General features: G+C 68.9%; 24 protein-coding genes. 11 read left to right on the top strand and 13 right to left on the bottom strand.

Going from position 1 to position 25,776, the window contains the following annotated elements:
* Positions 1 to 7: 7 nt before the first annotated feature.
* The 3 genes from GDJ08_RS00515 to GDJ08_RS00505 are packed head-to-tail and all read left to right on the top strand — an operon-like array spanning position 8 to position 3,724.
* Positions 8 to 2,443 carry a DUF802 domain-containing protein gene (locus GDJ08_RS00515; RefSeq protein ID WP_153164054.1) on the top strand — a complete coding sequence of 812 codons (2,436 nt, stop codon included), beginning with the start codon at positions 8 to 10 and terminating at the stop codon, positions 2,441 to 2,443.
* Positions 2,440 to 3,081, top strand: coding sequence for an OmpA family protein (locus tag GDJ08_RS00510; protein ID WP_153164053.1), 642 nt, complete (start codon positions 2,440 to 2,442; stop codon positions 3,079 to 3,081). The genes GDJ08_RS00515 and GDJ08_RS00510 overlap by 4 nt, the downstream gene beginning before the upstream one ends.
* On the top strand, positions 3,071 to 3,724 hold the full coding sequence (locus GDJ08_RS00505) for a DUF2894 domain-containing protein (RefSeq protein WP_153164052.1): 654 nt from the start codon (positions 3,071 to 3,073) through the stop codon (positions 3,722 to 3,724). The genes GDJ08_RS00510 and GDJ08_RS00505 overlap by 11 nt, the downstream gene beginning before the upstream one ends.
* A gap of 57 nt (positions 3,725 to 3,781) precedes the next feature.
* Here GDJ08_RS00505 and GDJ08_RS00500 read toward each other — a convergent pair whose 3' ends face one another.
* From GDJ08_RS00500 to GDJ08_RS00465, 8 genes are all read right to left on the bottom strand, one after another.
* Positions 3,782 to 4,735, bottom strand: coding sequence for a DUF2971 domain-containing protein (locus GDJ08_RS00500; RefSeq protein ID WP_153164051.1), 954 nt, complete (start codon positions 4,733 to 4,735; stop codon positions 3,782 to 3,784).
* 191 nt (positions 4,736 to 4,926) lie between these two features.
* A complete protein-coding gene (locus tag GDJ08_RS00495; protein ID WP_153164050.1) occupies positions 4,927 to 5,691 on the bottom strand; it encodes a 2,3-dihydro-2,3-dihydroxybenzoate dehydrogenase in 765 nt (254 codons plus the stop codon).
* Positions 5,688 to 9,599, bottom strand: coding sequence for a non-ribosomal peptide synthetase (locus GDJ08_RS00490; protein WP_153164049.1), 3,912 nt, complete (start codon positions 9,597 to 9,599; stop codon positions 5,688 to 5,690). Before GDJ08_RS00490 ends, GDJ08_RS00495 begins: the two co-directional genes overlap by 4 nt.
* Positions 9,596 to 9,850 (bottom strand): phosphopantetheine-binding protein, encoded by a 255-nt coding sequence (locus GDJ08_RS00485; RefSeq protein ID WP_017357301.1) that lies wholly within the window; start codon positions 9,848 to 9,850, stop codon positions 9,596 to 9,598. Before GDJ08_RS00485 ends, GDJ08_RS00490 begins: the two co-directional genes overlap by 4 nt.
* Positions 9,847 to 10,482, bottom strand: a complete 636-nt coding sequence (locus GDJ08_RS00480) for an isochorismatase family protein (RefSeq protein WP_026070973.1) — start codon at positions 10,480 to 10,482, stop codon at positions 9,847 to 9,849. Before GDJ08_RS00480 ends, GDJ08_RS00485 begins: the two co-directional genes overlap by 4 nt.
* A complete protein-coding gene (locus GDJ08_RS00475) occupies positions 10,482 to 12,134 on the bottom strand; it encodes a (2,3-dihydroxybenzoyl)adenylate synthase (RefSeq protein WP_136004845.1) in 1,653 nt (550 codons plus the stop codon). Before GDJ08_RS00475 ends, GDJ08_RS00480 begins: the two co-directional genes overlap by 1 nt.
* A gap of 17 nt (positions 12,135 to 12,151) precedes the next feature.
* Entirely contained in the window at positions 12,152 to 13,327 is a 1,176-nt protein-coding gene (locus GDJ08_RS00470) for an isochorismate synthase (protein ID WP_153164048.1), read from the bottom strand.
* Positions 13,324 to 14,523, bottom strand: a complete 1,200-nt coding sequence (locus tag GDJ08_RS00465; RefSeq protein WP_153164047.1) for an MFS transporter — start codon at positions 14,521 to 14,523, stop codon at positions 13,324 to 13,326. Before GDJ08_RS00465 ends, GDJ08_RS00470 begins: the two co-directional genes overlap by 4 nt.
* Before the next feature lie 214 nt (positions 14,524 to 14,737).
* On the opposite strand from GDJ08_RS00465, the gene atpC reads away from it, so the two are divergent.
* The 5 genes from atpC (at position 14,738) to GDJ08_RS00440 (ending at position 19,823) form a co-directional block, all read left to right on the top strand.
* Positions 14,738 to 15,199, top strand: coding sequence for an ATP synthase F1 subunit epsilon (gene atpC, locus GDJ08_RS00460; protein ID WP_017356464.1), 462 nt, complete (start codon positions 14,738 to 14,740; stop codon positions 15,197 to 15,199).
* Positions 15,200 to 15,516: 317 nt separating this feature from the next.
* Positions 15,517 to 17,895 carry a ribonucleoside-diphosphate reductase subunit alpha gene (locus GDJ08_RS00455; RefSeq protein ID WP_165699744.1) on the top strand — a complete coding sequence of 793 codons (2,379 nt, stop codon included), beginning with the start codon at positions 15,517 to 15,519 and terminating at the stop codon, positions 17,893 to 17,895.
* A 91-nt stretch (positions 17,896 to 17,986) separates the two neighbouring features.
* Entirely contained in the window at positions 17,987 to 19,027 is a 1,041-nt protein-coding gene (locus tag GDJ08_RS00450; protein WP_017356462.1) for a ribonucleotide-diphosphate reductase subunit beta, read from the top strand.
* A 9-nt stretch (positions 19,028 to 19,036) separates the two neighbouring features.
* Entirely contained in the window at positions 19,037 to 19,519 is a 483-nt protein-coding gene (locus GDJ08_RS00445; RefSeq protein ID WP_017356461.1) for a flavodoxin, read from the top strand.
* On the top strand, positions 19,488 to 19,823 hold the full coding sequence (locus GDJ08_RS00440) for a thioredoxin family protein (protein WP_017356460.1): 336 nt from the start codon (positions 19,488 to 19,490) through the stop codon (positions 19,821 to 19,823). The genes GDJ08_RS00445 and GDJ08_RS00440 overlap by 32 nt, the downstream gene beginning before the upstream one ends.
* 38 nt (positions 19,824 to 19,861) lie before the next feature.
* Here the strand turns inward: GDJ08_RS00440 and GDJ08_RS00435 are convergent, their stop codons facing one another.
* Together GDJ08_RS00435 and GDJ08_RS00430 are read right to left on the bottom strand one after the other, a co-directional pair.
* Positions 19,862 to 20,173, bottom strand: coding sequence for a DUF3817 domain-containing protein (locus GDJ08_RS00435; RefSeq protein ID WP_026070831.1), 312 nt, complete (start codon positions 20,171 to 20,173; stop codon positions 19,862 to 19,864).
* Between the two features lie 121 nt (positions 20,174 to 20,294).
* Positions 20,295 to 21,056: an SDR family NAD(P)-dependent oxidoreductase gene (locus tag GDJ08_RS00430; RefSeq protein ID WP_153164045.1), complete on the bottom strand. Its 762-nt coding sequence runs from the start codon at positions 21,054 to 21,056 to the stop codon at positions 20,295 to 20,297.
* A 99-nt stretch (positions 21,057 to 21,155) separates the two neighbouring features.
* Between GDJ08_RS00430 and GDJ08_RS00425 the strand changes: the two genes are divergently transcribed.
* The gene (locus GDJ08_RS00425) at positions 21,156 to 22,082 is read left to right on the top strand and encodes a LysR family transcriptional regulator (RefSeq protein WP_017356457.1); all 927 of its coding nucleotides are present in this window, start codon (positions 21,156 to 21,158) and stop codon (positions 22,080 to 22,082) included.
* Between the two features lie 135 nt (positions 22,083 to 22,217).
* Positions 22,218 to 23,042: an isocitrate lyase/PEP mutase family protein gene (locus GDJ08_RS00420; protein ID WP_153164044.1), complete on the top strand. Its 825-nt coding sequence runs from the start codon at positions 22,218 to 22,220 to the stop codon at positions 23,040 to 23,042.
* Between the two features lie 6 nt (positions 23,043 to 23,048).
* Here GDJ08_RS00420 and GDJ08_RS00415 read toward each other — a convergent pair whose 3' ends face one another.
* Both GDJ08_RS00415 and GDJ08_RS00410 read right to left on the bottom strand, forming a co-directional pair.
* Positions 23,049 to 23,369: a DMT family transporter gene (locus GDJ08_RS00415; RefSeq protein ID WP_153164043.1), complete on the bottom strand. Its 321-nt coding sequence runs from the start codon at positions 23,367 to 23,369 to the stop codon at positions 23,049 to 23,051.
* Positions 23,366 to 23,737, bottom strand: coding sequence for a DMT family transporter (locus GDJ08_RS00410; RefSeq protein ID WP_017356454.1), 372 nt, complete (start codon positions 23,735 to 23,737; stop codon positions 23,366 to 23,368). The genes GDJ08_RS00415 and GDJ08_RS00410 overlap by 4 nt, the downstream gene beginning before the upstream one ends.
* 171 nt (positions 23,738 to 23,908) lie before the next feature.
* Here GDJ08_RS00410 and GDJ08_RS00405 point away from each other — a divergent pair, with 171 nt between their 5' ends.
* Positions 23,909 to 24,775 (top strand): LysR family transcriptional regulator, encoded by an 867-nt coding sequence (locus tag GDJ08_RS00405; RefSeq protein ID WP_136004991.1) that lies wholly within the window; start codon positions 23,909 to 23,911, stop codon positions 24,773 to 24,775.
* 50 nt (positions 24,776 to 24,825) lie between these two features.
* Here GDJ08_RS00405 and GDJ08_RS00400 read toward each other — a convergent pair whose 3' ends face one another.
* Positions 24,826 to 25,743 carry a M14 family metallopeptidase gene (locus GDJ08_RS00400; RefSeq protein WP_017356452.1) on the bottom strand — a complete coding sequence of 306 codons (918 nt, stop codon included), beginning with the start codon at positions 25,741 to 25,743 and terminating at the stop codon, positions 24,826 to 24,828.
* Positions 25,744 to 25,776: the final 33 nt, after the last annotated feature.

The following is a 25,776-nucleotide window of genomic DNA, read 5'->3' as shown; positions in this document are numbered from 1 at the left end:
GGACCCCATGTTCAAGAACAGCCTCTACGTTGTTGTCTTCCTCCTCGGCCTGACTGCGGTCTGCTGGATCGGCGCCGGCTATGTCGGTTCCAACCCGGTCGGTGCGGCGGTCGCCCTGTTGATCGGCGCGTGTTATCTCGCCGGCGGTGTGGAACTGTACCGCTACCGGCAGGGCACGCGGGCGCTGGAGGCGGCCGTGCGTGACGTGTCGGCGGCCAACGAGGGCCTGGCCGGCTGGCTGCAGCGCGTGCCGCCGGCCCTGCGCCATGCGGTCCGTCTGCGGGTGGAAGGCGAGCGCATCGCGCTGCCGGCACCCACGCTCACCCCGTACCTGGTCGGCCTGCTGGTGCTGCTCGGCATGCTCGGCACGCTGGTGGGCATGATGGCCACCCTGCGTGGCACCGGCCTGGCGCTGGCCCACGCCACCGACCTGCAGGCCATCCGCGGGTCGCTTGGCGCACCGGCGGAGGGGCTGGCCGTTGCATTCGGCACGTCGATCGCCGGCGTGGCCACCTCGGCCATGCTCGGCCTGCTGTCCGCGCTGTGCCGACGCGAGCGTCTGCTCGCCGTGCAGGGGCTCGATGGCCAGATCGCGACTACGCTGCACGTGCATTCGCAGGCGCACCAGCGCAGCGAAACCCTGCGCCTGCTGGAGCAGCAGGCCGGCGTGCTGCCCACCCTGGTCGAGCGCCTGCAGGCGATGACGCAGGCCATTGAACAGAGCAGTACGGCGGCGAGCGAGCGGCTGCTCGCCAGCCAGGAGGCCTTCCATGCCCGCATGGACGCCGACCACGCCCGCTTCGCCGACGCGGTACAGGCCACGCTGCAGACCGGCGTCGCCGACAGCGCCCGGGCCATCGGCGATGTGCTGCAGCCGCTGCTGGAAGGCACGCTCACCGGCATCGTCCGCGAGAACACGGCGCTGCAGACAGCGGTGCGCGACGCCGTGCAACGTCAACTGGATGGCCTCAGCGCAGGTTTCGAGGCCAGCCGCACAGAGGCGGCGGACCAGTGGCGCACTGCGCTCGGCGCGCAACGTGACGCCCAGTCGGCCTTGGCCAGCGATCTGCGTGACGCCTTGGGCGCCTTCGCCGAGCACCACGATGGCCGGATCGGCACGCTGGTGGAGTCGGTGTCCGCCCGCCTGCAGGACACGGTGCAGCAGTGGGAACGCGGCGTAGCCGCCCAGCAGGCAGCGCAGCACGCGCTTGCCAGCGAACAGCAGGACGCCGGCGCGGCACTGGCCAGCGCCCTGCGCGCCGACCTCGCCGCAGCGGCAACGCGTGACGACGCCCGCAGCGTCGCGCTGCTCGATGCGGTGTCCACGCGCCTGCAGGCCTCGGCCGACACCTGGCAGGCCGGTCTGGACGCACAGTCGCAGACCCAGGCCGCGTTGCTCTCCCAGCTCGCCACGGCACTGGCCCGGTTCGGCGAGCGCCACGATCAACGTGCGACCGACCTGCTGGATGCGCTTGCACTGCGACTGGACGCGGGTGCTGCCGGCGCCGCCACTGCCTGGCAGGACGCACTGGCGCGCCAGGACAGCGTCAACGCGGCACTGGTGGAGCGCAACCAGCAGGCGCTGGCCGCCGCTGCGGACGCGCTGGAGGCGCGCAGCCTGTCGTTGATCGAGGCGATGCAGCAGTCCCACGCCGGCCTGCAGGCAGCGCTGGAGTCGCGCGACGCGCTGCGCCTGACCACCTGGACTGCCGCCTTCGACACGCTGTCGGCCCGCCTGGGCGACCGCTGGGAGCGTACCGGGGATCAGATCGCGCAGCGCCAGCAGGCGATCTGCGACACCCTGGCCGTCACCGCCGAGCGCATCACCGCGCAGGCCCAGGCGCACGCCAGCGACACCATCAGCGAAATCTCGCGCCTCGTGCAGGCCGCGTCGGAAGCGCCGAAGGCGGCGGCCGACGTGGTGGCCGAACTGCGTCAGAAGCTCTCCGACAGCATGGTCCACGACACCGCGATGCTGGAGGAACGCAGCCATCTGCTGGCCACGCTGGGGACGCTGCTCGATGCCGTCAACCACGCGTCCACAGAGCAGCGTGGCGCGGTCGATGCGCTGGTCAGCACCTCCGCCGAGCTGATGGAACGCGTGGGCAGCCGTTTCACCGACCACATCGCCGCCGAAACCGGCAAACTCGACGCGGTGGCGGCACAGGTCGCCGGCAGTGCCGTGGACGTGGCCAGCCTGGCCGATGCGTTCGGTGCGGCGATGCATACCTTCGGCAGTTCCAGCCAGGGCCTGGGCGAACGCCTGGAGCAGATCGCCGGCGCGCTGGAGACCACGCTGGCGCGCAGCGACGACCAGTTGGCCTACTACGTGGCGCAGGCGCGTGAAGTGATCGATCTCAGCGTGCTTTCCCAGAAGCAGATCATCGAGGAGCTGCAGGCCCTCGCCGGTCGCGGCACCGCCGCGGAAACGGAAACCGCATGAGCGGAGAGATCGAGTCCGACGGCGAGTCCGGTGCGCCGATCTGGGCCGCCTTCGGCGACCTGATGTCGGTGCTGCTGGGCGCATTCGTGCTGATTCTGGTCGGCGTGGTGGTGCTGCAGGTGGAGCTGTCCGACCGGCTGGACCAGGAGGTCAAACAACGCCAGGCCGAGGCCCAGCGTCGCCAGAGCCTGGAACAGGCACTGGCGGTGCCGTTGGCGGCTGGCCGCGTCACGCTGGTGGATGGTCGCATCGGCATCCGCGGCAGCGTGCTGTTCGCGTTGAACTCCGACCAGTTGCAGCCTGAAGGCCGCGAACTGCTGCACAGCCTGGCGGCGCCGCTGGCCGGCTACCTCGCCTCGCGCGAGGAGATCCTGATGGTGAGCGGCTTCACCGACGACCGCCAGGTGCGCGAAGGCAACCGCCAGTTCGCCGACAACTGGGCGCTGTCGGCCGAACGTGCGTTGACCGTGACACGCGCGTTGATTGCCGAGGGCGTGCCGGCCAATGCGGTCTTCGCGGCGGCATTCGGCGCGGAGCAGCCGGTGGGCTCCAACGCCGACGAGGAAGGCCGCGCGCGCAATCGCCGGGTGGAGATCGCCCCGATGCCCCGCCCGTCGGCACCGCGCGATGCGCACTGATCGGACCGATCCACGCGCGCAACTGGCCGAGTGGCTGGCGCAGCCCGCCGCCGGCCACACGCCGTGGCGGCTGCAGGCGATGCAGTCGCTGGCAGAGCGTGCGCAGGACCATGACGGCGCGGCGCGCGCGCAGCTGGAGCAGACGCTGGCCACCCGCGTTGCCGCGTATGCGCAGGCGCTGACCATCCCAGTACCTGCCGCCCCTGCTACGGCCCCCGGCACACGGCCTGGCCAGGCCGCGCTGCACGCCCTGCGCGGGGCGCTGCGGGCGCAGGCCGCCGGCGCCCCGGGCGCCGATCGGCTGTCCGCAGCTCCATCATCAACACCCACGGCCTTTCCGGCGATGCCGGCCGTTGCCGAGTTCCAGGCCCTGTGGACGGCGGTGCGCACGCGCAGCCAGGTCCGGCAGTCGCTGGCGCAGGGACCGGGCGACGGCGGACCGCTGAACTCGGCCGTGCTCATTCACCGCGCGATGACCCGCATGGGCGAATTGGCCCCCGGCTATCTGCGCCACTTCATGGCCTACGTCGACGCGCTGGCCTGGATGGAACACCTGCAGCAGGGCGGCCTGCTGGGCGGAAAGGAGGGCCCCAGGCCCTCACCTGGCAAGCCGCGTCGGCCGCGTGCACGCAAGCCCGGGTGATGTTCTCCTAAGCGCGCGCCCGCACCGGCGCGCTCTACCGGCACGGCACCGTTCGACCTAGCAGTACGGCGCACTGGATCGACGTACCCGGACGTCCGGGAAGCGCATTGTTTCCAGCATGACCGAAATCTGCTCGGGCGAGGCAGGGTTCTTTGGGCCGAGAATGACGTCTCTTATCGGGTGCCCACGCTCGTCATTGCCGGGTAGCGGAAAATCAAGGAATGGCGCAGGTACCCCGTTCCGGAGCCGGAACTGAATTCTTGGCTCGGTCATCTTCTTGTTGGCAGACTCCAGGCGGAACCCCGCTCCCGATTCAACGCGATGTACGATGTGGGTAAGTCGGATTTCGCCCTCCTGCTCGAAAGCCGGATGTTTGAAGGATTCCAATGCTCGGGTCAGGCTTACGCATAGAAACATCGTGTCTCTATCGTGCCACGGCGTTGCGTAAGCTCCGGCGGATTCCTTCACCTCAGAACCGAGATCAAGAACCTCCGTTCCGTCAGCCCATTGGCAGCCACTCCTTGCAAGGTTGCCTGCAAAGCGCTGATAGATCGCGTTGACACTGAACTCGATCTTCTTCCGAATATCCTCGGGATCGTAGACGCAATGCACTGAACTTAGACGGTCAACAGCCGTCATTGCGCATGCGTCGAATCCAATCGAGAATCCGCTTCCATCCTCCGCGTAACCTCGCCACTGACCGAGTGAATCCGGATGTAGAGAGAAGCAGGCGGCGGCGGCAATGGAATTGATCTGCCAGAAATCGATCGCAGCTGCGAGACCTCGGACGAAATCGGCCGCGTAGGCCTTGCCGGCGGACACCGCCAGCGCCACCTGCCCGATGATCTCTCTTCCCCAGATCCGCTCACCACGATCATTCATGCACTGAATGTCGGACAAGCGAATGGTGCGGTGAGTGAGGATGGAAAGGAAGGTTTCAGCACTGCAATAGTCATGAATCACGTCACCGGCCTTCGGTGAAAACTCCAACTGTTCGGTAATCCAATCCATTCCTCAGCTCGAGTCCTTCGCAATTGCGTCTGGACGCCAATTCTACGGTGTCATCCGACGTGCTTCACGACCTCTGTTACGCACTGGGAGGAGATGAAAGCTGCAGGCGGCAAGTGTCACCCGTGCAAACAGCCACGGTGTGGCACCGCGGTAGCGCGTCCGCTTCCCGATCCCTGCTCATTGTCAAACCCTCAGCCGCGCAGGGTAGCGCCGCCGTCCACGTACAGATCGCTCATGGCAATGTGGCCGGCCTGGTCGGACAACAGGAACATCACGGCCTGCGCGATGTCGTCCGGCGTGGCCAGCTTGCGCAGCGGGATGCCGGCCTTGTACGCACCGGGATTGCCATCGATCACGGCCTGGGCGCCACTTTCCTCGGCCCACATGCCGGTCTGCATCGGCGTCAGGGTCGAGCCGGGCGCGACGATGTTGCAGCGGATGCCGAGCGGCGCCAGCTCCAGACCCAGGCAGCGGGTGAACATGGTAGCGGCAGCCTTCGATGCGGCGTAGGCCGCCATACCGTGACGCGGTACGCCGGCCGCATTGGAACTGACCGTGACAATGGCGCCGCGACGACGCGGCGTCATCACCCGCGCCAACGCCCGGCCCAGATGGAATACGCCGTCGGTGTTGACCGCGAATACGTGCCGCCACTGTGCATCGTCGGTGTCGGCAACGGTTCCCACCTGGAGCACACCGGCCACGTTGACGCCGAACCCGATCGGCCCGAGCGTGGTCTCGGTCCACGCGACCAGCGCGTCGACAGCGCGGGCATCGGCCACGTCCAGCGTCCGCGTGTGCAGCGTGCCCGTCGACGCCGGCAGCATCGTCGCGTCGCGGTCGGTGGCCACCACGATGCAGCCGCTGTCCAGCAGCAGCCTCACCAGTGCTGCGCCGATGCCGCCTGCGGCGCCGGTAACCACGGCCACAGTCCCTTCAAATCCCGTCAGTTTCACCTGGATGTCTCCTGTGTGGCGTCCCACTGCTGCAGACGTGCCGACAGCGCGGGGGCCAACTGCGCCACCGCATCGCGACCGGTCAGCTCGGCATGCAGGAACGGCAGCTCGATCGTTTCGACGACGGCCGCATGCGGCGCCCACAGGCTGGACTGCAGATGCGGCCGATGGGCGTGGTCCAGCCCTGCGCGCACGTGCAGCAGCGGGCCATCATAGCGGGCATGGTGATGGGCGCGGATCAGCTGGTTGGTGCCGGTCACCGCACGCACCACGCCATCGAGCACCACGCCCGGCAGGTTGCCGAGCGCGCTGTCGCTGCGGCGCAGGAAGGCGAGAATGCGCTCGCGACTGTCCAGCTCGGGATGCGCGTCCGGGTCATGACCGGCGATGGCCAGCAGCGCACGCAGCGCTGCCACCGGGTCGGGTTCGGGCTCCGCGCGCCAGCAGTCGCTGGGATAGGCATCCAGCAAGGCCAGCATGCCCACCGCCCTGCCCTGCGCCTGCAGTGCGACGGCCATCGCCTGGGCGACGATGCCGCCCACCGACCAGCCCAGCAGGTGCACCGGGCCTTCCGGAGCCTGCGCCTGCACCCGCGCCACGTACGCGTCCGCCAGCGCCTCGATGCTGTCCGGAAGGTCCCGCGCCGGGTCCAGCGCCGGCGATTGCAGGCCGAATACATCGCGGGTCGGGTCCAGGCTGCGCGCCAGGTCGCGGTAGTTCCAGGCAATGCCGCCTGCAGGATGGACCACGAACAGCGGTGCGCGCGCGTCGGTGCCCGTGGCCAAGCGGATCAACGGTGCAAGGCCGTGATCGGCCGTCTGTGGCGGCGCGTCGATCCGGGCCGCCAGCCCGGCCACGGTCGGTGTGGCGAACACTGCGCCCAGGCCCAGGTCGCAGCGCCAACGCGCCTGGATCGCCAGCAGCAGGTGGACCGCGCTGAGCGAATCCCCCCCCAGCGCGAAGAAGTCGGCGTCGATCCCGATCGGCGCGTCGTGGCGCAGCACCTGCGCGAACAGCGCCACCAGCGCGTGCTCCGTCGGGGTGCGCGACGGACAACCGTGGCTGTCGGGGCCGGCCGGCGCCGGCAGCGCCGCGCGATCGAGCTTGCCGTTGGCGGTCACCGGCCATTGGGCCATGTGTACGAACGCGGCGGGCAGCATGTAGTCCGGTACCAGACCGGCCACGTGGGCGCGCAGCGCCGTGACGTCCAGCGGCGCACCGCCCACGTAGGCAACCAGTCGCCGTTCGCCCGGACGGTCTTCGCGCAGCAGGACTTCGGCCCGCTCGACGCCCGGCGCGCTGCACAACGCGGACTGGATCTCGCCCAGTTCGATGCGCAGCCCGCGCAGTTTGATCTGGTTGTCGGTGCGGCCGAGATAGTCCACCGCGCCATCCTCGCGCCGGCGCGCGAGATCGCCGGTGCGGTAGATGCGCTCGCCCGGCAGGAACGGGTCGGCAAGAAAGCGTTCGTTGGTGAGGTCGTCACGGCCGAGGTAGCCGCGGGCGAGTTGCACGCCGCCCAGGTACAGCTCGCCGGTCACGCCCGGTGGCAGCGGACGCAGGCGCGCGTCCAACACGTACAGGCGGGTGTTCCAGACCGGGAAACCGATCGGCACGGGGCGCGCGGCATCGGTTGGCCCGGCGGGCCACCAGCTCACATCCACTGCGGCCTCCGTGGGCCCGTAAAGGTTGTGCAGCTCGGCGTTGAGCGTGGCGTGGAAGCGGTCGCGCAGCTCGGCATCGAGCGCTTCGCCACTGGTGAACACGCGGCGAAGCGCCAGCCCATGTACGGCCGGGGTAGCCAGCCATGCCGCCAGCATCGACGGCACGAAATGCAGCGTAGTGATGGCGTGGGTGCGCACGAGGTCGGCGAGCAGTATCGGATCGCGGTGCGCGTCGGGCGGCGCCACGACCAGCACCGCACCGCAAAGCACCGGCAGGAAGAACTCCCAGACCGACACGTCAAAGGTGGCGGGGGTCTTCTGCAGAATGCGGTCGTCGGCGCTGATGCCGTAGTGGTCACGCATCCACAGCAGGCGATTGACGATGGCGCGGTGTTCGATCACCACGCCCTTGGGCTCGCCGGTGGAGCCGGAGGTATAGATCACGTAGGCCGCATCTGCCGGTCCGGCCAGCGGCGCAAGAGCGGCGCCTGGCTCCCGTGCCCATTGCGCGGGCGAAACCACGGCCGCGCCGTCGAGGCGAATGGCCGCCTCGGCCTCGGCGAGCACACAGATCGGCGCGGCCGAGCGCAGGATGCGCGCGAGACGCTCCGGCGGGTGGTCCAGGTCCAACGGCAGGTACGCAGCGCCGGCCCGCACGACGGCCACCAGCGCCACCACCAGATCCAGCGAGCGCGGCAAGGCGATCGCCACGTGGGTACCAGGGCCGGCCCCGAGGGCACGCAACTGCAGCGCCAGTGCGCGGCTGCGCTGCTCAAGCACGGCATGGCTGAGCCTGGTTGCGCCGAAGACAACGGCGGGGGCGTCGGGCTGGAGCGCCATGCCAGCGTCCAGCAGCGCCGCCAAGGGGGTGTCGGGCAGCGGATGGGCGGTGGCGTTGGTCTCCACCACGCCCCAGTGTGCTTCCGCCGGCGTGGCCAGGGCGATATCGTCCATTGCACCGTGGGCGTCCAGGGCATCCAGAGCGCGGGTCACGAAATGCAGCAGGCGCGTGGCATGCGCCTGCGCCTGGAGCGGGCTGTACAACGCGGGATTTGCCTCGACTTCCAGCGTCAGCCGGCTACCACCATCGCCGCGGAACCCGAGGGTGAGATCGTCCACCGGCCCGGTCCCCAGCACCTGCAGCCGGGTAGCCACGCCCGCGAGTGGCAGCGGGCGATAGAACGGCTGCAGGTTCACCAGCGGTCCATGCAGGCGGCGCTGTGCACCCACACGCCCGAGATCACGGCGCAGCTGCTCACCGCGATAGCGGCCATGCCGACGTGCGCGGGTCAGGTCGCGGGCAACGCCGGCGATGAAGGTCGCCACCGGCTCGGCGCCCCCGGCAACGCGCAGGGGCAGCACGTTCATCACCATCGCCGGAACGCGCGCCGAGGCGCTGCCCAGCCGTCCCATATAGGGCACGCCCACGACGGTTTCATCCGCACCGGCCATGCGCTGGCAATACGCCGCCACAAGCGCGGTCAGCAGGTCCGGCCACGGCACGCCGGTCCGGGTGGACGCGGCCTGCACCCGTACCAACCATGCCGGCTCGACCTCGCGCTCGATCCGCAGCGCGTCCGCGCAGGCTGCGGCAGTCCGACCGCCCGGGCCATCCACCGGCGGAGCCGCCTGCAGGTAGGCATGCCAATACGCCGCGTCGTCGCCCCGTCGCTGGCTGTCGCGGTAGTCGATATCCTCGTCCAGCACCGGCCGCAGCGGTGCGAGCGGCACCGGCGCCGGCGCTGCCGTCCTGCTGGCGGCATACAGCGCGCTGACCCGTTCGCAGAACAGCGCCATGCCATAGCCATCGGTCGCCAGGTGGTGAGCCCGCAGGTACCAGGCGAAGCGTGCCGGCCCGAGACGATACAGGCGTTGCACGGCCAGGCGGTCGCGCCGCGGGTCCACCGCGCGCAGACGGTCGTCGTCCATGCCCTGGCGCGCGGCCTGCTCGGGTTCTTCATGCGCCGACACATCCACGTATTCCAGGCGCGGACGCTGGGCGGGATCCACCCATTGCACCGGCACGCCATCGTCGGTCTCGGCGAATCTCAGCGCCAGCGCATCGGTCTCGGCGAGGGCCACGCCCACAGCGGCGGCGAAGGCCGGCTCGTCCAGCGCACCGTCAATCCACACTACGTGGGCGGTGTTGAACGCCGCCGCTTCGGCCGCTACTGCCTGGGCATACCACAGCCCGGTCTGCGCCTCGGTCAGCGCGTGGCGCTCCGGTGCGTGCGGAGCGTTCATGCCGTGGCGGCGCCCTGCAGGCGCTGCACCACGGCCCACCATGCGCGCAGCGTGGTGTGTTCGGCGAGGTGGCTGAACTCCAGCGCGATGCCGGTGTTGCTCCAGGCCAGCACCAGGCCAAGCACGCGCATCGAATCCAGCCCGAGGTCGATCAGGTGGTCGTCGTCGCCCACGGCGTCGGGGGCTTCATGCAGCATGCCCGCGATATCCGCACGCATCCGTTCCAGCGTCAATGGCGACGGCACGCTCATGCCAATGCCTCCAGCAGCTGCGCGGTGGTCATCGGCACGCCGCAGGTGCGCGCGATCCAGCGCATCGCCATGTCGTGGTCATCGCGCGAGAAGTCAGCGACCGCGTCGGCGGCAATGAAGGCCTCGATGTCGTGCTGGAACGCCTCCAGCACGGTAGCGGTACAGCCGATGTGCGCATACACCCCGGTGACCAGCAGCTGGTCGCGGCCGCGTGCACGCATCAGCGTCTGCAGATTGCTGCGCTGGAAGGCGCTGTAGCGGTGCTTGACCAGCACGTGGTCCCCGGCGGCGGGCGCGACCGCGTCGAGAATGGTCTCGTGCGCGGCGGTGGCGGACATGCCCGGCCCCCAGAGATCGGCCTGCAGGCCCCGGTCGCGTCGATCCTGCTGCCCGCGCTGTGCCGTGTAGAAGACCGGGATGCCGCGTGCACGGCACTGCACCAGCAGGCGCTCGATATTGGCCACCGCCGGTGCCAACGGCGATGCGTCCGGCGCGAACGCGGCCAGGAAATACTGCTGCATGTCGTGCACCAGCAGTGCCACGCGCGCGGCGTCTGGCCGCCAGGGGCCTCGAGCTGCCGGCAGCTCGTCGGCCTGCGGCAAGGGATACGCGTGAATTGTCGGCAGTGCCATCAGGGCGAAACTCCATCGGGTTGCAGGAAACGCGCGCGCAGGTGAGCGCGCAGTTCGCGGCGGCTGACCTTGCCCACCGCTGTGGTATCGAATGCGTCGACGAACACGATCTGGTCCGGCACCTTGAACGCCGCCAGTCCGCGCCCCCGCACCCACGCTTTCAGCGCCGGCCCGGTCAACGGCGCGCCACGCGCGATCACGAATGCGCAGCTGCGCTCGCCAAGGTGAGGGTCCGGCAGGGACACCACCGCCGCATCGAAGACGCCCGCATGGGCGAGAAGGTGGTCCTCGATCTCTTCGGCAGACACCTTCTCGCCGGCCCGGTTGATATGGTCGCTGGCCCTGCCCTGTACCACCAGGTACCCGCCGTCGACGCGCTGCACACGGTCGCCGGTGCGGTAGAAGCCGTCCTCGGTGAAGCTGCGCGCATTGGCGACCGGATCGTTGTGGTACGCACGGATCGTGTAGGGGCCGCGGGTCAGCAGATCGCCGGTCTCGCCGTCGGCAACCGGACGGCCCTCCCCGTCCACCACCAGCACCTCGTCGTCAGGGCTGATCGGCCGACCCTGGGTGGTGAGCACACGGTCCTCGGGATCGTGCAGGCGGGTGTAGTTGACCAGTCCTTCGGCCATGCCGAACACCTGCTGCAGCTGGCAGCCGAGGCCTGCAACCACGCGCCGCGCCGCCTCCGGCACCAGCTTGGCACCGCCCACCTGCACCACCTGCAGGCTGGACAGGTCATGCACGGTGGTCTGCGCGGCCTGCGCCCACAGCAGTGCCAGCGGCGGCACCAGCCCAACGCAGGTGACTCCCTCGCGGGCGATCAGCGGAAACGCCACGTCCGGCCCGGCACCGGCGCTGAGCACCACCCGCGCACCGGCATACAGCGCGCCGAAGAAGCCGGGCGAACTCATCGGGAAGTTGTGCGCGGCCGGCAGTGCCACCAGGTACACGCTGTCCTGGTTGATGCCGCAGATGCCGTTGCTGGCCCGGAACGAATAGATGTAATCGTCGTGGGTACGCGGGATCAGCTTGGGCAGGCCGGTACTGCCGCCGGAGATCTGCAGGAACGCCACGGACTGCGGGTCCGGATCGCCGGGCAATTGCGCCGGGTCACCGGCCAGGTCATCCAGCGCAGAATAGTCTTCGGCCTCTCCGGCGATGACCACATGGCGGACCGACGGCACCTGCGCCTGCACGTCGCGCGCGAGGCTGCGGTGGTCAAAACCATCGCGCACGGCCGAGGTGATGAATGCACCTGCGTCGGCCTTGGCGGCCAGGTGCGCCACTTCGCCGATGCGGTGTGCCGGCAGGGCATACACCGGCACCAGGCCGGCGCGGAACAGGGCGCACACGACGCTGATGAATGCCGGCTCGTTGCCGAGCTGCACCAGCACGCGGTCACCCGGCTGCAGGCCCAGCGCGAGGAGGCCGGCACCGATGCGCCCTGCCTCCTGCCACAGCTGCGCATAGGTCAGACGGAGGTCACCGCCCACTACCGCAATGCGGTCGGGATGCTGCTGCGCCCGCTCGCGCAGGAAACCTGGAAAGGTCTCGCCGCGCCAGTAGCCGGCAGCGCGGTAGCGGGCCACCAAGGCCGGCGGCCAGGTCTGCCGCAGCGGGGGTCTGCCAGAAGGGGGGGCGGCGGTCATCGCAGGCTCCGGGTGCTTCATGTCGTTGGGGCATCGCTGACACCGAGCGCGGTCAGCAGTGCGGTGAACTTGGCAGCGGTCTCAGCCAGCTCGTCAGCGGGGTCCGAACCGGCCACCACGCCGGCGCCGGCATACAGCCGCACCTGGCGGCCCTGCACCCGCGCGCAGCGGATGGCGACATACCAGTCGCCATCGCCCTGCGCATCGGTCCAGCCAACCGCGCCCGCGTAGAACCCGCGGGGCACCGGCTCCAGCGAACGGATCGTGTCCAGTGCCAGGCGCTGCGGCGTGCCACAGACCGCCGGCGTGGGGTGCAGGCGCGCGACCAGCGAGGCAACCGTCGTGGACGGGTCCTTCAACCGGGCCTGGATGCGTGTGCCGAGGTGCCACATGCTGGCCGTGGCATGCAACGATGGCTGCGCGGTTGCCTCGACGTGTTCGCACACCGGCGCCAGCGCGGCCACGATCGCCTCGACCACATGGCGGTGCTCGTCATGGTCCTTGGTCGATGCCAGCAGCGCCTCGGCCGCGCGCGCGTCCTCGTCGGGATCGGCGCAGCGGCGCGCGGAGCCGGCCAGCGGATGCGAGTACACCAGCGGCCCGCGGCGGGACACCAGCAGCTCGGGCGTGGCGCCGACCAGCCAGGCCGGCGCGTCCCCGGGATCGGGCAGCGGCACCACGTACGTCGCCACGCTCGGGTCACGGCCCAGTCGCGCGGCCAGCGCGGTCGGCACGACCGGCTGGATGCTGGCCACGCGCAGGCTGCGCGCCAGCACCACCTTCTGCAGCATGGCACCGGGGCTGCGCAGTACCGTGACGGCGTCTGCTACCGCCTGCGCATACGCGGCCCCGCCGGGCTCGGCCCGCAGGTCGGCAACCGTGGCCGGCGCAGCGGGCGGCGCGGGCGGCAGCGTGTCCGTCATGCTGCCGGGCTGGAACAGTGCGTCGTCCCCATCCGGGTCGAACGGCAGCGCACCCACCAGCAGCGCAGGGCCAGGCCTGGCGCTGGCGAAGAACCGGGCGACGCGTTCTGCCAGCGTCGCAGTGGTGCCGGCCGGCAGCCGGGCGCGGCAGCCGTGCGCGGCGAGGCTGCGCCGGGGAGCGCGCAGCAGGAACAGTGGTGCGTCCTGCGCCGGGCCGACCGCCTCGGCCACGTCATCCCGGAGTGCCCCGGCGGCGAGCGTCCCGCTCATGCGGCACCGCCGCGGCCGTGCAGGGCTGCCGTCGTCGCCAGCAGCAGGAGCAGGACGCCGACCAGCAGATACGGCGCGCTGGGCGACCACTGATACATCAGGGTACCCACCATCGGTCCGATCACCATGCCCAGGCCCTGCACGGCGGCCACTGTGCCGGCCGCTGCGCCCTGCTCGCCGGCCTCGACCGAGTCGGCGGCAAGCGCCTGGAAATTGGGGAACACGAAGCCCATGCCGAACGCGGCGACAGCGTAGGCCAGCAGCAGCTGCCACGACGTTGCCACCGCCGCGACCGATGCGAAACCGATCGCGGCGATCAATGCGCCCACCGCAATCCAGCGTCGCGGCGGAATATGCGACAGCTTCATCACCAGCACCTGCGCGAGGATCAGGCCCACGCCCACGGCCGTCAGCGCCAACCCCGCCACACGGGCGCCATCGGCCGGCGACAGCTGCAGCCGGTCGATCGCAAAGAAGCCCACTGTGACCTGCGCGATGGTGACCGAGATCATTGCAGCGAAGACCGCCAGCACGGGCAGTCGCAGGCGCGCATCGCACCAGGCCAGGCGTGGTCGCGGCCCGTCCTGGCGGGGTGCTGCGGGCCCGTGGGCAGGCAACCGCCACGCGATCACCGCAAACGCGAGCACCGGCAGCAGTGCGGCGATGTACAGCGTCAGCGACAGATGCTGGAATGCGATCCAGCCTGCGACGGCAGGGCCGACCACCATGCCCAGTGCATTGGCCGACCCCAGTTTGGCCATCGCCCCTGCCCGCTGGCCGGGCGCGGCCTCGTCAGCAACCAGCGCGGCCGCGGTCGGCGGCACAGCGGCGTAGAACAGGCCCACCAGTGCCCGTGTGCCGACCAGCGCAAGCACCGACACCCACAACGCGGGCGGGGACTGCAACGCGTTGTCGACAAAGACCGCCATCAACACGTAGATCGCCGCGTAGGCGGCCAGCGCGATCAACAGCACCCGCTTCCGGCCGATCCGGTCGCTGAGCATGCCCCAGCGTCGTGCCGACAGCATCCACAGCACTCCCGCAGCCGTCACGGAAAGACCGGCGTGCCATTCGGCGAGGCCAAGCAGGCGCACCACCGGACCGATCACCGCGACGAAGGACATCATCGCCATCGTGCCGACGAGCGCGGCGAATACCAGCGCGGGAAGTCCAGAAACCGTGGAGCGTGCGTGCATGAGGACCACTGCCAATCAGAATGGATGGCGCGCGCGGATCCGCCCACGCGCGTTGATTGATCGGCTTCACTGATCGGTGATCAATGTGGCTATCGGATCAAATGATAACAGTTCGCATTCGCGAAATGGCGATGACGATGGCGGACGTTCAGTCATCAATTCGCGCACACAGGCACGCGGCTAAGCTCGGTGCACCTGGACCTGGTGCACCATCATGGCTACCCCCCGCCCGACCACGGCGCTGCCGGCGTTCATCGCGACGACGACGCACCCTGTCGCGCTGCAGGTGATCAGCCTGACCGGCGAACTGTGGTCCGGCGACGTGCGCGAGGTGCGACTGCCCGGCAGCCAGGGCGAGTTCGGGGTCATGGCACAGCACACGCCCCTGCTCAGCACGCTGCGCGAAGGCATGCTCACGATCCATCCGGTCGCCGAGGCGCATCCGATGCACATCTACGTATCGGGCGGCTATGTGGAGGTGCAGCCGGGCCGGGTGATCGTGCTGGCCGACCTCGCACTGCGCAGCGACAACCTGGATGCCGCACGGGCGCAGACCGCACGCGATGCGGCGGCCTCGCCGATGGCCGCCGCGTTCACCGACATGGCCTACGCACGGCTGCACGCCCAACTGGTTCACGACCGCACCGTGATCCTGGAAAGGCGCCGCTGGCGGTAGGCGCCGCCGCAGCGTTGGACTGCGGCATTTGGTCACCTCTTGTTGGGCGACAGCCCAACATATGATGTTGACGATGAGGCAGACCCACACTATGTTGTGTTCATCGGCTCCCCGCTTCCGCCAGGCCCGGTGTTCCGTCACGTCCCTGCACCCCGCACGGCGTGACCCCGCGAACGACGTCTGGAAGCACACCCGAGGTCGCCGGTCCGCACCGGTTCCGACCACCTGCCCCCGCAGGACACCGCCTCCATGACGCCCGACCGGCCGCCGCGATGCGCGCATCGCGCCACGACAACCGCGTCCTGCATGGAATTCCGATGAGCAACGAAGACACCTCCGCCGCCGCCGACAGCTGCACGCTGCCGGACCCGGCCCTGCCAGCGGCCGATACGGCCCTGTGGATTACCAAGGAAGGCGGCAACCGCCGCATGCCGTTCGACCGGCAGCGCCTGGAGCGGACGCTGCAGACCGTACACGCCGAGTTCCCGCAGCTGGACCTGGCCGACTATCGGGACGGCGTGTTGGCCCTGCTCGCGCGCCGGCAGCAGCTGAGCGCCGATGAGATGGTGGACCTGCTGATCCGCGAAGCGGAATCGCGCGTGGATCTCACCGCGCCGGAATGGGAGCACTTCGCCGCACGCCTGTACCTGCGCCGACTGTACAAGCGCGCCAGCAAGAACCGGTTCTACGATGCGGCTCTCAGATACGGCTCCTACGTGGGTCTCCAGGAGAGCCTGGCCGACCGCAATGTGTATTCCATCGACATCCTCAAGGCATATTCCAAGGAAGAACTGGAGGAAGCCGGCCGGATGATCGAGCCGGACCGCGACCTGCTGTTCGCCTACAACGGGCTGTATCTGCTGGCCACCCGCTACCTGGCCACCGATCACTCGCGCGCCGTGTACGAGCTGCCGCAGGAGCGTTGGCTGACCATCGCGCTGTACCTGATGCAGCACGAGCACCGCAGTGGCGACCGCAGCCGGCGCCGGCGCATGCTGCTGGTGCGCGAAGCGTACTGGGCGCTGTCGCACCTGTACATGACAGTGGCCACCCCGACCCTGGCCAATGCCGGCAAGGTGGCTGGCCAGTTGTCGTCGTGCTTCATCGATACTGTCGACGACAGCCTGCAGGGCATCTACGACTCCAATACCGACGTGGCGCGGGTCTCCAAGCACGGCGGCGGCGTGGGCGCGTACCTGGGCTATGTGCGCTCGGCCGGCGCATCGATCCGCGGCGTCGCCAATTCCTCCGGCGGCGTGGTGCCGTGGATCAAACAGCTCAACAACACGGCCGTCAGCGTGGATCAGCTTGGCCAGCGCAAGGGCGCCATCGCGGTGTACCTGGATGTGTGGCACCGCGATATCGAGAACTTCCTCGACCTGCGCCTGAACAACGGCGATCAGCGCCTGCGCGCGCACGATGTGTTCACCTCGGTATGCCTGCCGGATCTGTTCATGGAGGCCGTCGAGCGGCGCGGCGACTGGTATCTGTTCGATCCGCACGAGGTCAAGCGGATCAAGGGCTGGTACCTGCAGGACTTCCACGACGAACAGCGCGGCCAGGGCAGTTTCCGCGACCGCTACGCCGAGGTGGTGGCCGACGAGCGCATCGGGCGGCGCACGATCAAGGCGATCGATCTGTTCAAGCGGATCATGGTCAGCCAGCTGGAGACCGGCAACCCCTTCATGTTCTACCGGGACGAAGTGAACCGGATGAACCCCAACAAGCATGCCGGCAAGGTGTACTCCAGCAACCTGTGCACCGAGATTCTGCAGAATATGAGCCCGACGCGGCTGATCCAGGAAATGATCAGCGGCGACCAGATCGTCACCACGCGCCAGGCCGGCGATTTCGTGGTGTGCAACCTGTCTTCGATCAACCTCGGCCGCGCGGTGACTGCGGCGCCGGACCTGTTGTCCAGCGATGTCCTGGAGCGGCTGGTACCGATCCAGGTGCGCATGCTCGACAACGTCATCGACCTCAACCAGTTGCCGGTGCCGCAGGCCACCATCACCAACCGCAAGTACCGTGCGATCGGGCTGGGGACCTTCGGCTGGCACCATCTGCTGGCCCAGCAGCACATCGCGTGGGACGCGCGCCAGGCCGAGGACTACGCCGACACGCTGTACGAGCGCATCAATTACCTGGCCATCCAGGCCAGCATGCGCCTGGCCGAGGAAAAGGGACGCTACAGCGCCTTCCTCGGCAGCGACTGGCACAACGGCGAGTACTTCCGCGCCCGTGGTTACGACAGCCCGGCCTGGCAGGAGCTGGCCGCGCAGGTCGGCGTGCACGGGCTGCGCAACGGCTGGCTGATGGCTGTGGCCCCCAATATGAGCACCGCGCAGATCGCCGGCTCCAGCGCCTCGATCGACCCGGTGTACGGGGCGTTCTACTACGAGGAAAAGAAGGACTTCCGGCGCCCGGTGGCCGCGCCGGGCCTGTCGCTGGACACCTACCCTTACTACGAAAAAGGGGCCTACCGGCTGGACCAGTTCGCCAGCATCCGGCAGAACGCGCGCCGCCAGCGCCACGTGGACCAGTCGATCAGCTTCAACCTGTATGTGCCCAGCACCATCCGCGCCAGCACCCTGCTCGCGCTGCACATGAGCGCGTGGCGCGAAGGCCTCAAGACGACGTACTACGTGCGCTCGAACGATATCGATATCGACGAATGCGAATGGTGCGGGAGCTAGCACGGCGCCTCCGCACCGCCTCCCCACCGGTACCCACACCCCGCCGCTTCGCGGCCCCCCCTGCCGCAGGGGGATCAACTCCGGACACCTCATGGCAACGCCGCTCGAACGCATCAGGATCCTCGAACCGCGCCATCCCAACCGCTCCACCGGGATCATCAACGGCCGCACCAGTGGCATCCTCAACTGGAACGACATCCCCTACCCGTCCTTCTACCGGGCGTACAAGGAGCTGTCGACCAACTTCTGGATTCCCGACGAAGTGGACATGAAGGGCGACGCCCGCCAGTACGGCGAGCTGTCGGCCCGCGAAAAGAATGCGTACGACTCGATCATCGGTCTGCTGGCCACGCTGGATTCGCCGCAGACCCGCTTCATCTACAACGTGGCCGAGTACATCACCGACCCGGCCGCCCACGCCAACGCGGCGATCATCGGCCAGCAGGAGGTGATCCACAACGAGAGCTACAGCTATGTACTGGCCTCCATTGCCGGGTTGGCCGATCAGAACCGGGTGTTCGAGCTGGCGCGGACCCATCCGACGATCCTGGCGCGCAACGCGCCGATCATGCAGTCCTACGACGACTTCATGCGCGGGAAGACCGCCGAGACGCTGATCCGCGCGCTGATCCAGTCGTCGATCCTGGAGGGCATCAATTTCTATTCCGGGTTCGCGTTCTTCTACAACCTGGTGCGGCAGAACCGCATGACCGGTACCGGCAAGATCATCAGCTTCATCAACCGCGACGAACTGGCGCACACCAAGTTCATCAGCGAGCTGATCCGCGCCATCGTCGGCGAGAACCAGCAACTGCAGGGCGAACAGCTCACCGCCTACGTACACGACGCGTTCGAGCACGCCATCGCGCTGGAAACACGCTGGACCGGCGAAGTGCTGGACGGTATCGACGGCATCGACGTGGACGAGATGATCCGCTACGTGAAGTACCGCGCCAACAAAATGGCCGGCATGCTCGGCATCGAGAAGCTCTACAGCGATACCACTGTCAACGTGATGCCGTGGATCAAGGCCTACGCCGACAATTTCACCGAGACCAAGACGGACTTCTTCGAGATGCGCAATGCCAGCTACAAGAAGACCAGTTCGGACAACGGTTTCGACGATCTGTAGGCCACGCCGATGCATGTACTGCTCGCCTATGCCTCCCTGAGTGGCAACACCCGCGAGGTCGCGCGCATCGTGACGGCACGGCTGCGCATGCACGGGCATGTGGTGCGGTGCGTGGAGGTGGACGGTGCGCACGCAGCGGACATTGGACAGCCGCGCGATGCGCTGCTGCTGGGCTGCTGGACCGACAATGCCGGCCGCACGCCGGCCGAGATGAAGCAGTTCGTCGCCACGCTGCGCGACGGCCCCGGAATGCCGCCGGCAGCGCGCGTGGCGGTGTTTGGTACCGGCGAGACCCAATGGGGCCAGGAGTATTACTGCGGTGCGGCGCATCGGCTGGCGCGGTTCTTCGGTTCCCCGCACCCGGTTCTGGAGATCGAGCAGATGCCGCACGGCGATGCCGACACCCGCACCATCCACCACTGGGCCGATCACGTATCGGCCGCCATCGAGGCCCTGCGCCATGCTGACCCTGCACGCCACCACGCCGGATGATTACCACGCCGCGCTGCGCGCGCACCCGACCGTGCTGGTCGATTTCCACAAGGACAACTGCCCCGGCTGCCGGATGCTGGCGCTGTCGCTGGCCGCGTTCGCCGCCACCCCACAGGCCGAGGGCGTGGTACTGCTCAACGTGAAGCTGGAAACGCTCGGCGAGGCATTCTTCCGCAGCCTTGGGCTGCGCCAGACCCCGACGCTGCAACTGGTGCGTGACGGGCACGAAGTGTCCCGGCTGCCTGGCTTCCAGACACCGCAGCAGATCCGCGCTGCAGTGGCGGCGGGCGGCACCGGGATGTAGCGCCGGTTTCCAGCCGCTTCCCCGGCGCGCCGACCTGGTTACCGGGCGCGGGCGGCCAGCAGGCCGCGGCGCTTGAACCACCCCTCCAGCGGCAGGGTGACCAGCGGCGGGATGGCGGCGGCCAACGCCACCAACGCGGCCCACCACGGCCAGCGCAGTTTCACTGCAGCCAGCACGGTAACCACGACATACGCCAGGAAGGCGATCCCGTGCAGCGGCCCGAACAGGCGCACGCCGACCGGGCTCGGATCGGCCGCCTGGTACTTGAAGTACATGCCGATCAGCAGGCCGGCCCAGGTCAGGGCTTCGATGAAGGCGACGGTGGCGAACACACGGCCCATCGGGTGCATCGGAGGTTTTGCGTTCACGTCACACTCGGCGTCGCAGTCATCGGAACCCACCATGATAGCGGCTTGCTGAGAATACGACCCGTTTGCGGACGTGCGACCGGCGGCCGCACGTCCGCCGCGCTCACACGAACATGCCGCCGGACGCTTCCACCCGCTGTGCATTGATCCAGCCGGTACCGGGCGACAACAGCATTGCCGCGACAGGCCCGATGTCATCGGGCTGCCCGGCGCGGCCAAGTGCGGTGATCGAGGCGACCATCGCATTGGTCTGCGCGTTGTCACGCACGCGGCCGCCACCGAAATCGGTCTCGATCGCGCCCGGTGCCAGCGTATTGGCGCTGATGCCACGTTCGCCCAGCTCCTTGGCCAGGTAACGGGTGAACACCTCCACCCCGCCCTTCATCATGGCGTAGGCTGAGCTGCCTGACAGCGAGAAGCGGGCCAGGCCACTGGAGACATTGAGGATGCGACCGCCATCGGCAATCAACGGCAACAACGCCTGGGTCAGGAAGTACGGCCCTTTCAGATGCACGGCCACCAGATGATCGAACTGGTCCGGCGTGGTCTCGGCGATGGGCGCGTAGAGACCTTCGCCTGCGTTGTTGAGCAGGCCCTGCAGGTGGGACGCGCCCCAGCCCTGCAGCGTGTCACGCACGCGTCCGGCGAAGTCGCCGAAGCTGGCGCTGCTGGCCATGTCCAGCGGCAGGGCCGCCGCGCGGCGACCCAGCGCCTGGACATCCGCCACCACCCGGTGGGCGGCATCGGCCTGGCTGCGGTAGGTCAGGATCACATCGGCGCCGTCGGCGGCCAGGGCCAATGCGGCATTGCGCCCGAGGCCACGGCTCCCGCCAGTCACCAGCACGATACGGTTCTGAACGCTCATCTCACTCTCCTGCGTGGGTAGAGGTGCAGCGTATTGGTGTTGCCGGGCTGGATAAATCGCGCGATCCTGATTTTACTGTCCAACCAGAGCGAACAATCCGTGGATCGCCTCGACCAGCTCCGCAGCTTCCTGCGTGTCGCCGAACTGGGCTCGTTCACCGGCGCCGCCGATACGCTCGGCCTGCCCAAGGCCTCGGTGTCGCTGGCGGTCCAGCGGCTGGAGGCCGAGGTCGGTGTGCAGTTGCTGCACCGGACCACGCGCCGGGTCCAACTCACCGCCGACGGCGCCCGGTTCCAGCAGCGCGCCCGCGACCTGCTCGATGACATCGAAGAGCTGCAGGGCATGTTCCGCCGCGATACCGGCCAACTGACGGGCCGGCTGCGGGTGGACATGTCCAGCGGCCTGGCCCGGCACCTGGTGATCCCGCACCTGCCTGACTTCCTGGCCCGGCACCCGGGGATCGAGATCGAACTGAGCGGCACCGACCGCCGCGTCGATCTGATCCGCGAAGGCTTCGACTGCGTGGTCCGGGTCGGACCGCTCGACGACAACACCCTGGTCGCACGGCCGCTGGGCTGGATGCACATCGTCAACTGCGCCAGCCCGGCCTACCTCGCGGCGAGAGGCGTGCCGCATGCGCTGGCCGATCTGTCCGCTCACGCGCTGGTCCACTATGTGGGCACGCTGGGCCAGCGCCCGCCCGGCTTCGAGTACCACGACGGGCAGCGCTACCGGACCCTGCCGATGCACGGCGCGGTAACGGTCAACAGTGGCGAGAGCTATACCGCCGCGGCGCTGGCCGGGCTCGGCATCATCCAGGTACCCCGTCTGGGTGCCCGACAGGCGCTGGCCAGTGGCGCGCTGGTGGAGATTCTTCCGCAGTGCGTGGCCGAACCCATGCCGGTGAGCCTGCTCTACGCCCAGCGGCGCCACCTGCCGCGTCGGGCGGCGGCGTTCATGGACTGGATGGCAGCGCTGCTGCAGCCCGAGCTGGCTGCGACGTCGGGCCCGGACGGCACGACCTGATGCTGGGGATCGGCGTCGAGAATCTGCTCGACCGCGGCGGCTGCACGCGCTCCTCCGACAACAACGGTGGCACGCTCGCGTTCTGAACGGCCCGCGCTGGCGCTACCATCGCCCCCTGCTTACCGGATGCGCACGATGACGGCACTTTCCTTCGATCCGCGCCCGCGCCGCGCGGCCTTCCGCACGTTGCACGACCACGGCTGCTTCGTGCTGCCCAACCCGTGGGACGTGGGAAGCGCGCGCTACCTGCACAGCCTCGGCTTCCCGGCGCTGGCCAGCACCAGTTCGGGGGTCGCGTGGAGCCAGGGCAACGCCGACGGCGAGCTGTCACTGGAGGCTACGTTGGAGCACCTGCACGCGCTGGCAGCGGCCACGCCGCTGCCGGTGAACGCGGACTTCGGCGACGGCTTCGGCAGTCTCGAGGCGGTGGGCCACAACGTGGCGCGCGCCATCGCCACCGGCGTGGCCGGCATTTCCATCGAGGATGCCGGACCGGACCCGGCACACCCGCTGCGCACGCTGGATGAGGCGGTGGCACGGGTACGCGCAGCGCGCGATGCGATCGACGCGTCCGGTGAAGACGTGATTCTGGTCGGCCGCGCGGAGAACTTCTTCGTAGGCCGCCCCGACCTGGACGATGCCATCACCCGCCTGCGCGCCTACGCGGCCGCCGGTGCGGACTGCCTGTATGCCCCCGGCATCACCACCGCCGGGCAGATCCAGGCCGTGGTCGCCGCGGTGGCACCGCGACCGGTCAACCTGCTGGTGGGCAGCGCGGTACCCTACACCCTGCAGGACATCGCCGACATGGGCGTACGCCGGGTCAGCGTGGGGGGTGCGATGGCACGGACCGCGTGGGGCGGGATGATGCGGGCCTCGCAGCTGCTGAGGGACGAAGGCCGCTTCGACGGGTTCGCCGATGCGGCCTCCGGCGCTGTATTGAACCAGCTGTTCCGCTGACCCCGATCAGTGGCTGGTCAGCACCACGACGGCACCGGTGACCAGAGCGATGCCCACCCAGCCGATCGGGCGCAGGCGATTGCCGAACAGCACCCGGTCGCACACGGCGGTGCCGATCACGCCGATGGCGCCCCACATCGCATAGGCCGTGGCCAGGTCGAGCGTTCTGACCGCCTGGCCGAGCAGCGCAAACGCGACCCAGACCAGCACGATGGCGCCGATGCCCCATCCCGGCCTGCGGAAGCCATCGGACTTGGCGACCATCATGTTGGCGGCGATATCGATCAGTGCCGAGCACAGCACGAACAGGAATGCGGTGAGGTTCACGGCCCGTGCTCCTCGCCCAGCGTGACGCAGACGATGCCGACGGCCGCCATTGCCAGGCCGAGCGCCTGCTGCAGCGACAGACTGTCCTTGAACACCAGGATGCCCACCAGGGTCAGCAGGGTCAGGCCAAGGCCCTCCCACACCGCATAGGCCACACCGACCGCGATGCCGCGCACCGACAGCGCCAGAAAGTAGTACGACACGGCCAGTGCGGCCGCCATCACGGCATAGCCGAGGTAGCCGCCATGACGGGCGGCATGGGCCATGAACGAGGTGCCGACCACTTCGGCGATGATCGCCACGACCAGACAGGACCAGGCGGTCAGGCCGCCACGGGCACGGGACGGGGAATGCACCTGTGTGTGCATGGAGAGCTCCTTGATGTCAGCCGGCGCGCGCCCTGCTGACGCGCGGGTACCGGGGCATCGGCCGGAACGGCGGATGCGCGGAACGGGCGATGGCGCCCGGGTGAGGCGCCTATTATCATCGTCAATTCCATCACATCAAAGATGGATTCCATCGTAAAAGGCGATACGTCAATGCGCTACAGCCCGGAATCCCTGCATGCGTTCGTCGAAGCCGCCGCGCTGGGCTCGTTCTCCGCCGCAGCACGCCGCCTGAAGAAGACCCAGTCCACCATCAGCACCGCGATCGCCACGCTGGAAGCCGACCTCGGGCTGACCCTGTTCGATCGCAGTGGCCGCTACCCCGTACTGACCAACGACGGTTGCAAGGTACTCGGCCATGTGCAGGACGTGCTGGCCGCGGCCGACCGCCTGGAGCAGCTCAGCATCCGCCTCGCCGATGTGGTGGAGCCGCGCTTGAGCCTGGTGTTCTCCGACATTTACCAGATCGACCCCGCCCATCACCTGTTGCGGCGCTTCGAGCAGCGCTTTCCGGACATCGAGCTGGAGTGGCTGGATGCCGAGGGCGAGGATGTGCTGGACGCGGTGCAGCGCGGCCGCGCCCATCTGGGGTTGCTGCCGCAGCAGGCCGCCTATCCCGCCGGTCTGGCGGTACGGGCGGTGCCGCTGCGCGCCGAGATGGCCGTGTTCGTTGCCCACGGCCATGCTCTGGCGCAGCGCCCTGCCATCGATGAGGCAGATCTGGCCGGCCACCGGCAGATCTGCCTGAGCGGCAATGAACGACGCAACGGCCAGCCACGCGGCCGGACATGGGCCGCCTCGGACTATCTGATGGTGCTGGAGATGGCCGAAGACGGCTTCGGCTGGGCCGAACTGCCGCGTGCGCTGGTGGCCCGCTACGGGCGCGGCCAGCTTCGCGAACTCGCCCTGCCCGGCTGGCCGCGGCTGGTCGCCTGCGATGCCGTGTGGTCCAGGGATGCGCCGCTGGGGCCGGCAGCCCTGTGGCTGCTGGACCAGTTCCGGGCCACACGCGAGGCGTGACCGGGTCGCAAAGGCGGCTGGATCGCACCCACGGCGACGCAGCGGTGCCTTCAGTGCGTCAGCGCGTAGTCGATCGCCGCGCAGATCGCCGCCACCTGCGCATCGTTGCACTGCTGCGGGGTGGCACGCGGGCTGTCCGGGTACACCTCGGTCGTGGTGGTGTAGCGGGCGCCGCTCACGCTGGCGCACAGGCCCAGCTTCTTCAGGGGGTACTCGATCACCCCCGGCGCCACCACCGGCGAGCCGATGATCTCGCCCTTGTCGTCGGCCGGTGCGATATGGGTCACCTGCTCCACCGCTGCATTCACCGCAGTCTGGAAGGCCGGCTGCGGGTTTTCGGTGTCATCGACCAGATAGAAGCCGTCCGGGATCAGGCCCGGCTCGAACGGTTTGCCGTCGCGCGCGGCCAGCGCCGGGCGGAACTCGGTTTCATCGGTGTCGGTGGTCTCGTGCAGATCGATGTGCATCACGATACTGCCGCGCAGCGGCGCGACCAGAGCGGTCAACGCCGCCGATTCGGCGGCCGGGCTGTTGGGCACGAAGGAGCGGTTCGGATCGATCGCATCGGCGTTCCAGCGCTGGATGCGCTCATAGCCCCACGGGCTCACACACGGCACCACCAGCAGATTGGCACGGCCTGCGTACCCGGCAGCACGCGTCTGCAGGAACTGCAGCGCGCCCTGCACGCCGCTGGTTTCGTACCCATGAATGCCCCCGGTGACCAGCATGGTGGGCAACGACGGGTTCCAGTCGCGGCTGCGCACGGCGAACAGCGGGTACTGGTCCGGCGCGTACTCGAGCGTGCCGTACTGGCTGACATCGAACGTATCGCGCAGGGCCTCCACCGCCGGCAGCACGTCATCGGCATAGCGCCGCTGCGGCACCTGGCGCGCACGCCACTGCGCCTTCTCCGCGGCCCCCCACGGCTGGCCGGGGGTGCCGATCGGGTAGAAGGTGGCGTCGTTCATGGCGTGCTCGCGTCGGGTGGCGGGAAAACGCGG

It is taken from the genome of Stenotrophomonas nematodicola (assembly GCF_009467805.1).
In the GTDB taxonomy this organism is placed as follows: Bacteria; Pseudomonadota; Gammaproteobacteria; order Xanthomonadales; family Xanthomonadaceae; genus Stenotrophomonas; species Stenotrophomonas nematodicola.
This window is presented reverse-complemented; position numbering and strand designations above follow the sequence as displayed.

What these genes read in the sequence shown, in the direction of transcription:
- GDJ08_RS00515 (WP_153164054.1), top strand. Translation starts at nt 8, where the DNA reads ATGTTCAAGAACAGCCTCTACGTTGTTGTCTTCCTCCTCGGCCTGACT.
- GDJ08_RS00510 (WP_153164053.1), top strand. Translation starts at nt 2,440, where the DNA reads ATGAGCGGAGAGATCGAGTCCGACGGCGAGTCCGGTGCGCCGATCTGG.
- GDJ08_RS00505 (WP_153164052.1), top strand. Translation starts at nt 3,071, where the DNA reads ATGCGCACTGATCGGACCGATCCACGCGCGCAACTGGCCGAGTGGCTG.
- GDJ08_RS00500 (WP_153164051.1), bottom strand. Translation starts at nt 4,735, where the DNA reads ATGGATTGGATTACCGAACAGTTGGAGTTTTCACCGAAGGCCGGTGAC.
- GDJ08_RS00490 (WP_153164049.1), bottom strand. Translation starts at nt 9,599, where the DNA reads ATGAACGCTCCGCACGCACCGGAGCGCCACGCGCTGACCGAGGCGCAG.
- GDJ08_RS00485 (WP_017357301.1), bottom strand. Translation starts at nt 9,850, where the DNA reads ATGAGCGTGCCGTCGCCATTGACGCTGGAACGGATGCGTGCGGATATC.
- GDJ08_RS00480 (WP_026070973.1), bottom strand. Translation starts at nt 10,482, where the DNA reads ATGGCACTGCCGACAATTCACGCGTATCCCTTGCCGCAGGCCGACGAG.
- GDJ08_RS00475 (WP_136004845.1), bottom strand. Translation starts at nt 12,134, where the DNA reads ATGACCGCCGCCCCCCCTTCTGGCAGACCCCCGCTGCGGCAGACCTGG.
- GDJ08_RS00470 (WP_153164048.1), bottom strand. Translation starts at nt 13,327, where the DNA reads ATGAGCGGGACGCTCGCCGCCGGGGCACTCCGGGATGACGTGGCCGAG.
- GDJ08_RS00465 (WP_153164047.1), bottom strand. Translation starts at nt 14,523, where the DNA reads ATGCACGCACGCTCCACGGTTTCTGGACTTCCCGCGCTGGTATTCGCC.
- atpC (WP_017356464.1), top strand. Translation starts at nt 14,738, where the DNA reads ATGGCTACCCCCCGCCCGACCACGGCGCTGCCGGCGTTCATCGCGACG.
- GDJ08_RS00455 (WP_165699744.1), top strand. Translation starts at nt 15,517, where the DNA reads ATGAGCAACGAAGACACCTCCGCCGCCGCCGACAGCTGCACGCTGCCG.
- GDJ08_RS00450 (WP_017356462.1), top strand. Translation starts at nt 17,987, where the DNA reads ATGGCAACGCCGCTCGAACGCATCAGGATCCTCGAACCGCGCCATCCC.
- GDJ08_RS00445 (WP_017356461.1), top strand. Translation starts at nt 19,037, where the DNA reads ATGCATGTACTGCTCGCCTATGCCTCCCTGAGTGGCAACACCCGCGAG.
- GDJ08_RS00440 (WP_017356460.1), top strand. Translation starts at nt 19,488, where the DNA reads ATGCTGACCCTGCACGCCACCACGCCGGATGATTACCACGCCGCGCTG.
- GDJ08_RS00435 (WP_026070831.1), bottom strand. Translation starts at nt 20,173, where the DNA reads ATGCACCCGATGGGCCGTGTGTTCGCCACCGTCGCCTTCATCGAAGCC.
- GDJ08_RS00430 (WP_153164045.1), bottom strand. Translation starts at nt 21,056, where the DNA reads ATGAGCGTTCAGAACCGTATCGTGCTGGTGACTGGCGGGAGCCGTGGC.
- GDJ08_RS00420 (WP_153164044.1), top strand. Translation starts at nt 22,218, where the DNA reads ATGACGGCACTTTCCTTCGATCCGCGCCCGCGCCGCGCGGCCTTCCGC.
- GDJ08_RS00410 (WP_017356454.1), bottom strand. Translation starts at nt 23,737, where the DNA reads ATGCACACACAGGTGCATTCCCCGTCCCGTGCCCGTGGCGGCCTGACC.
- GDJ08_RS00405 (WP_136004991.1), top strand. Translation starts at nt 23,909, where the DNA reads ATGCGCTACAGCCCGGAATCCCTGCATGCGTTCGTCGAAGCCGCCGCG.
- GDJ08_RS00400 (WP_017356452.1), bottom strand. Translation starts at nt 25,743, where the DNA reads ATGAACGACGCCACCTTCTACCCGATCGGCACCCCCGGCCAGCCGTGG.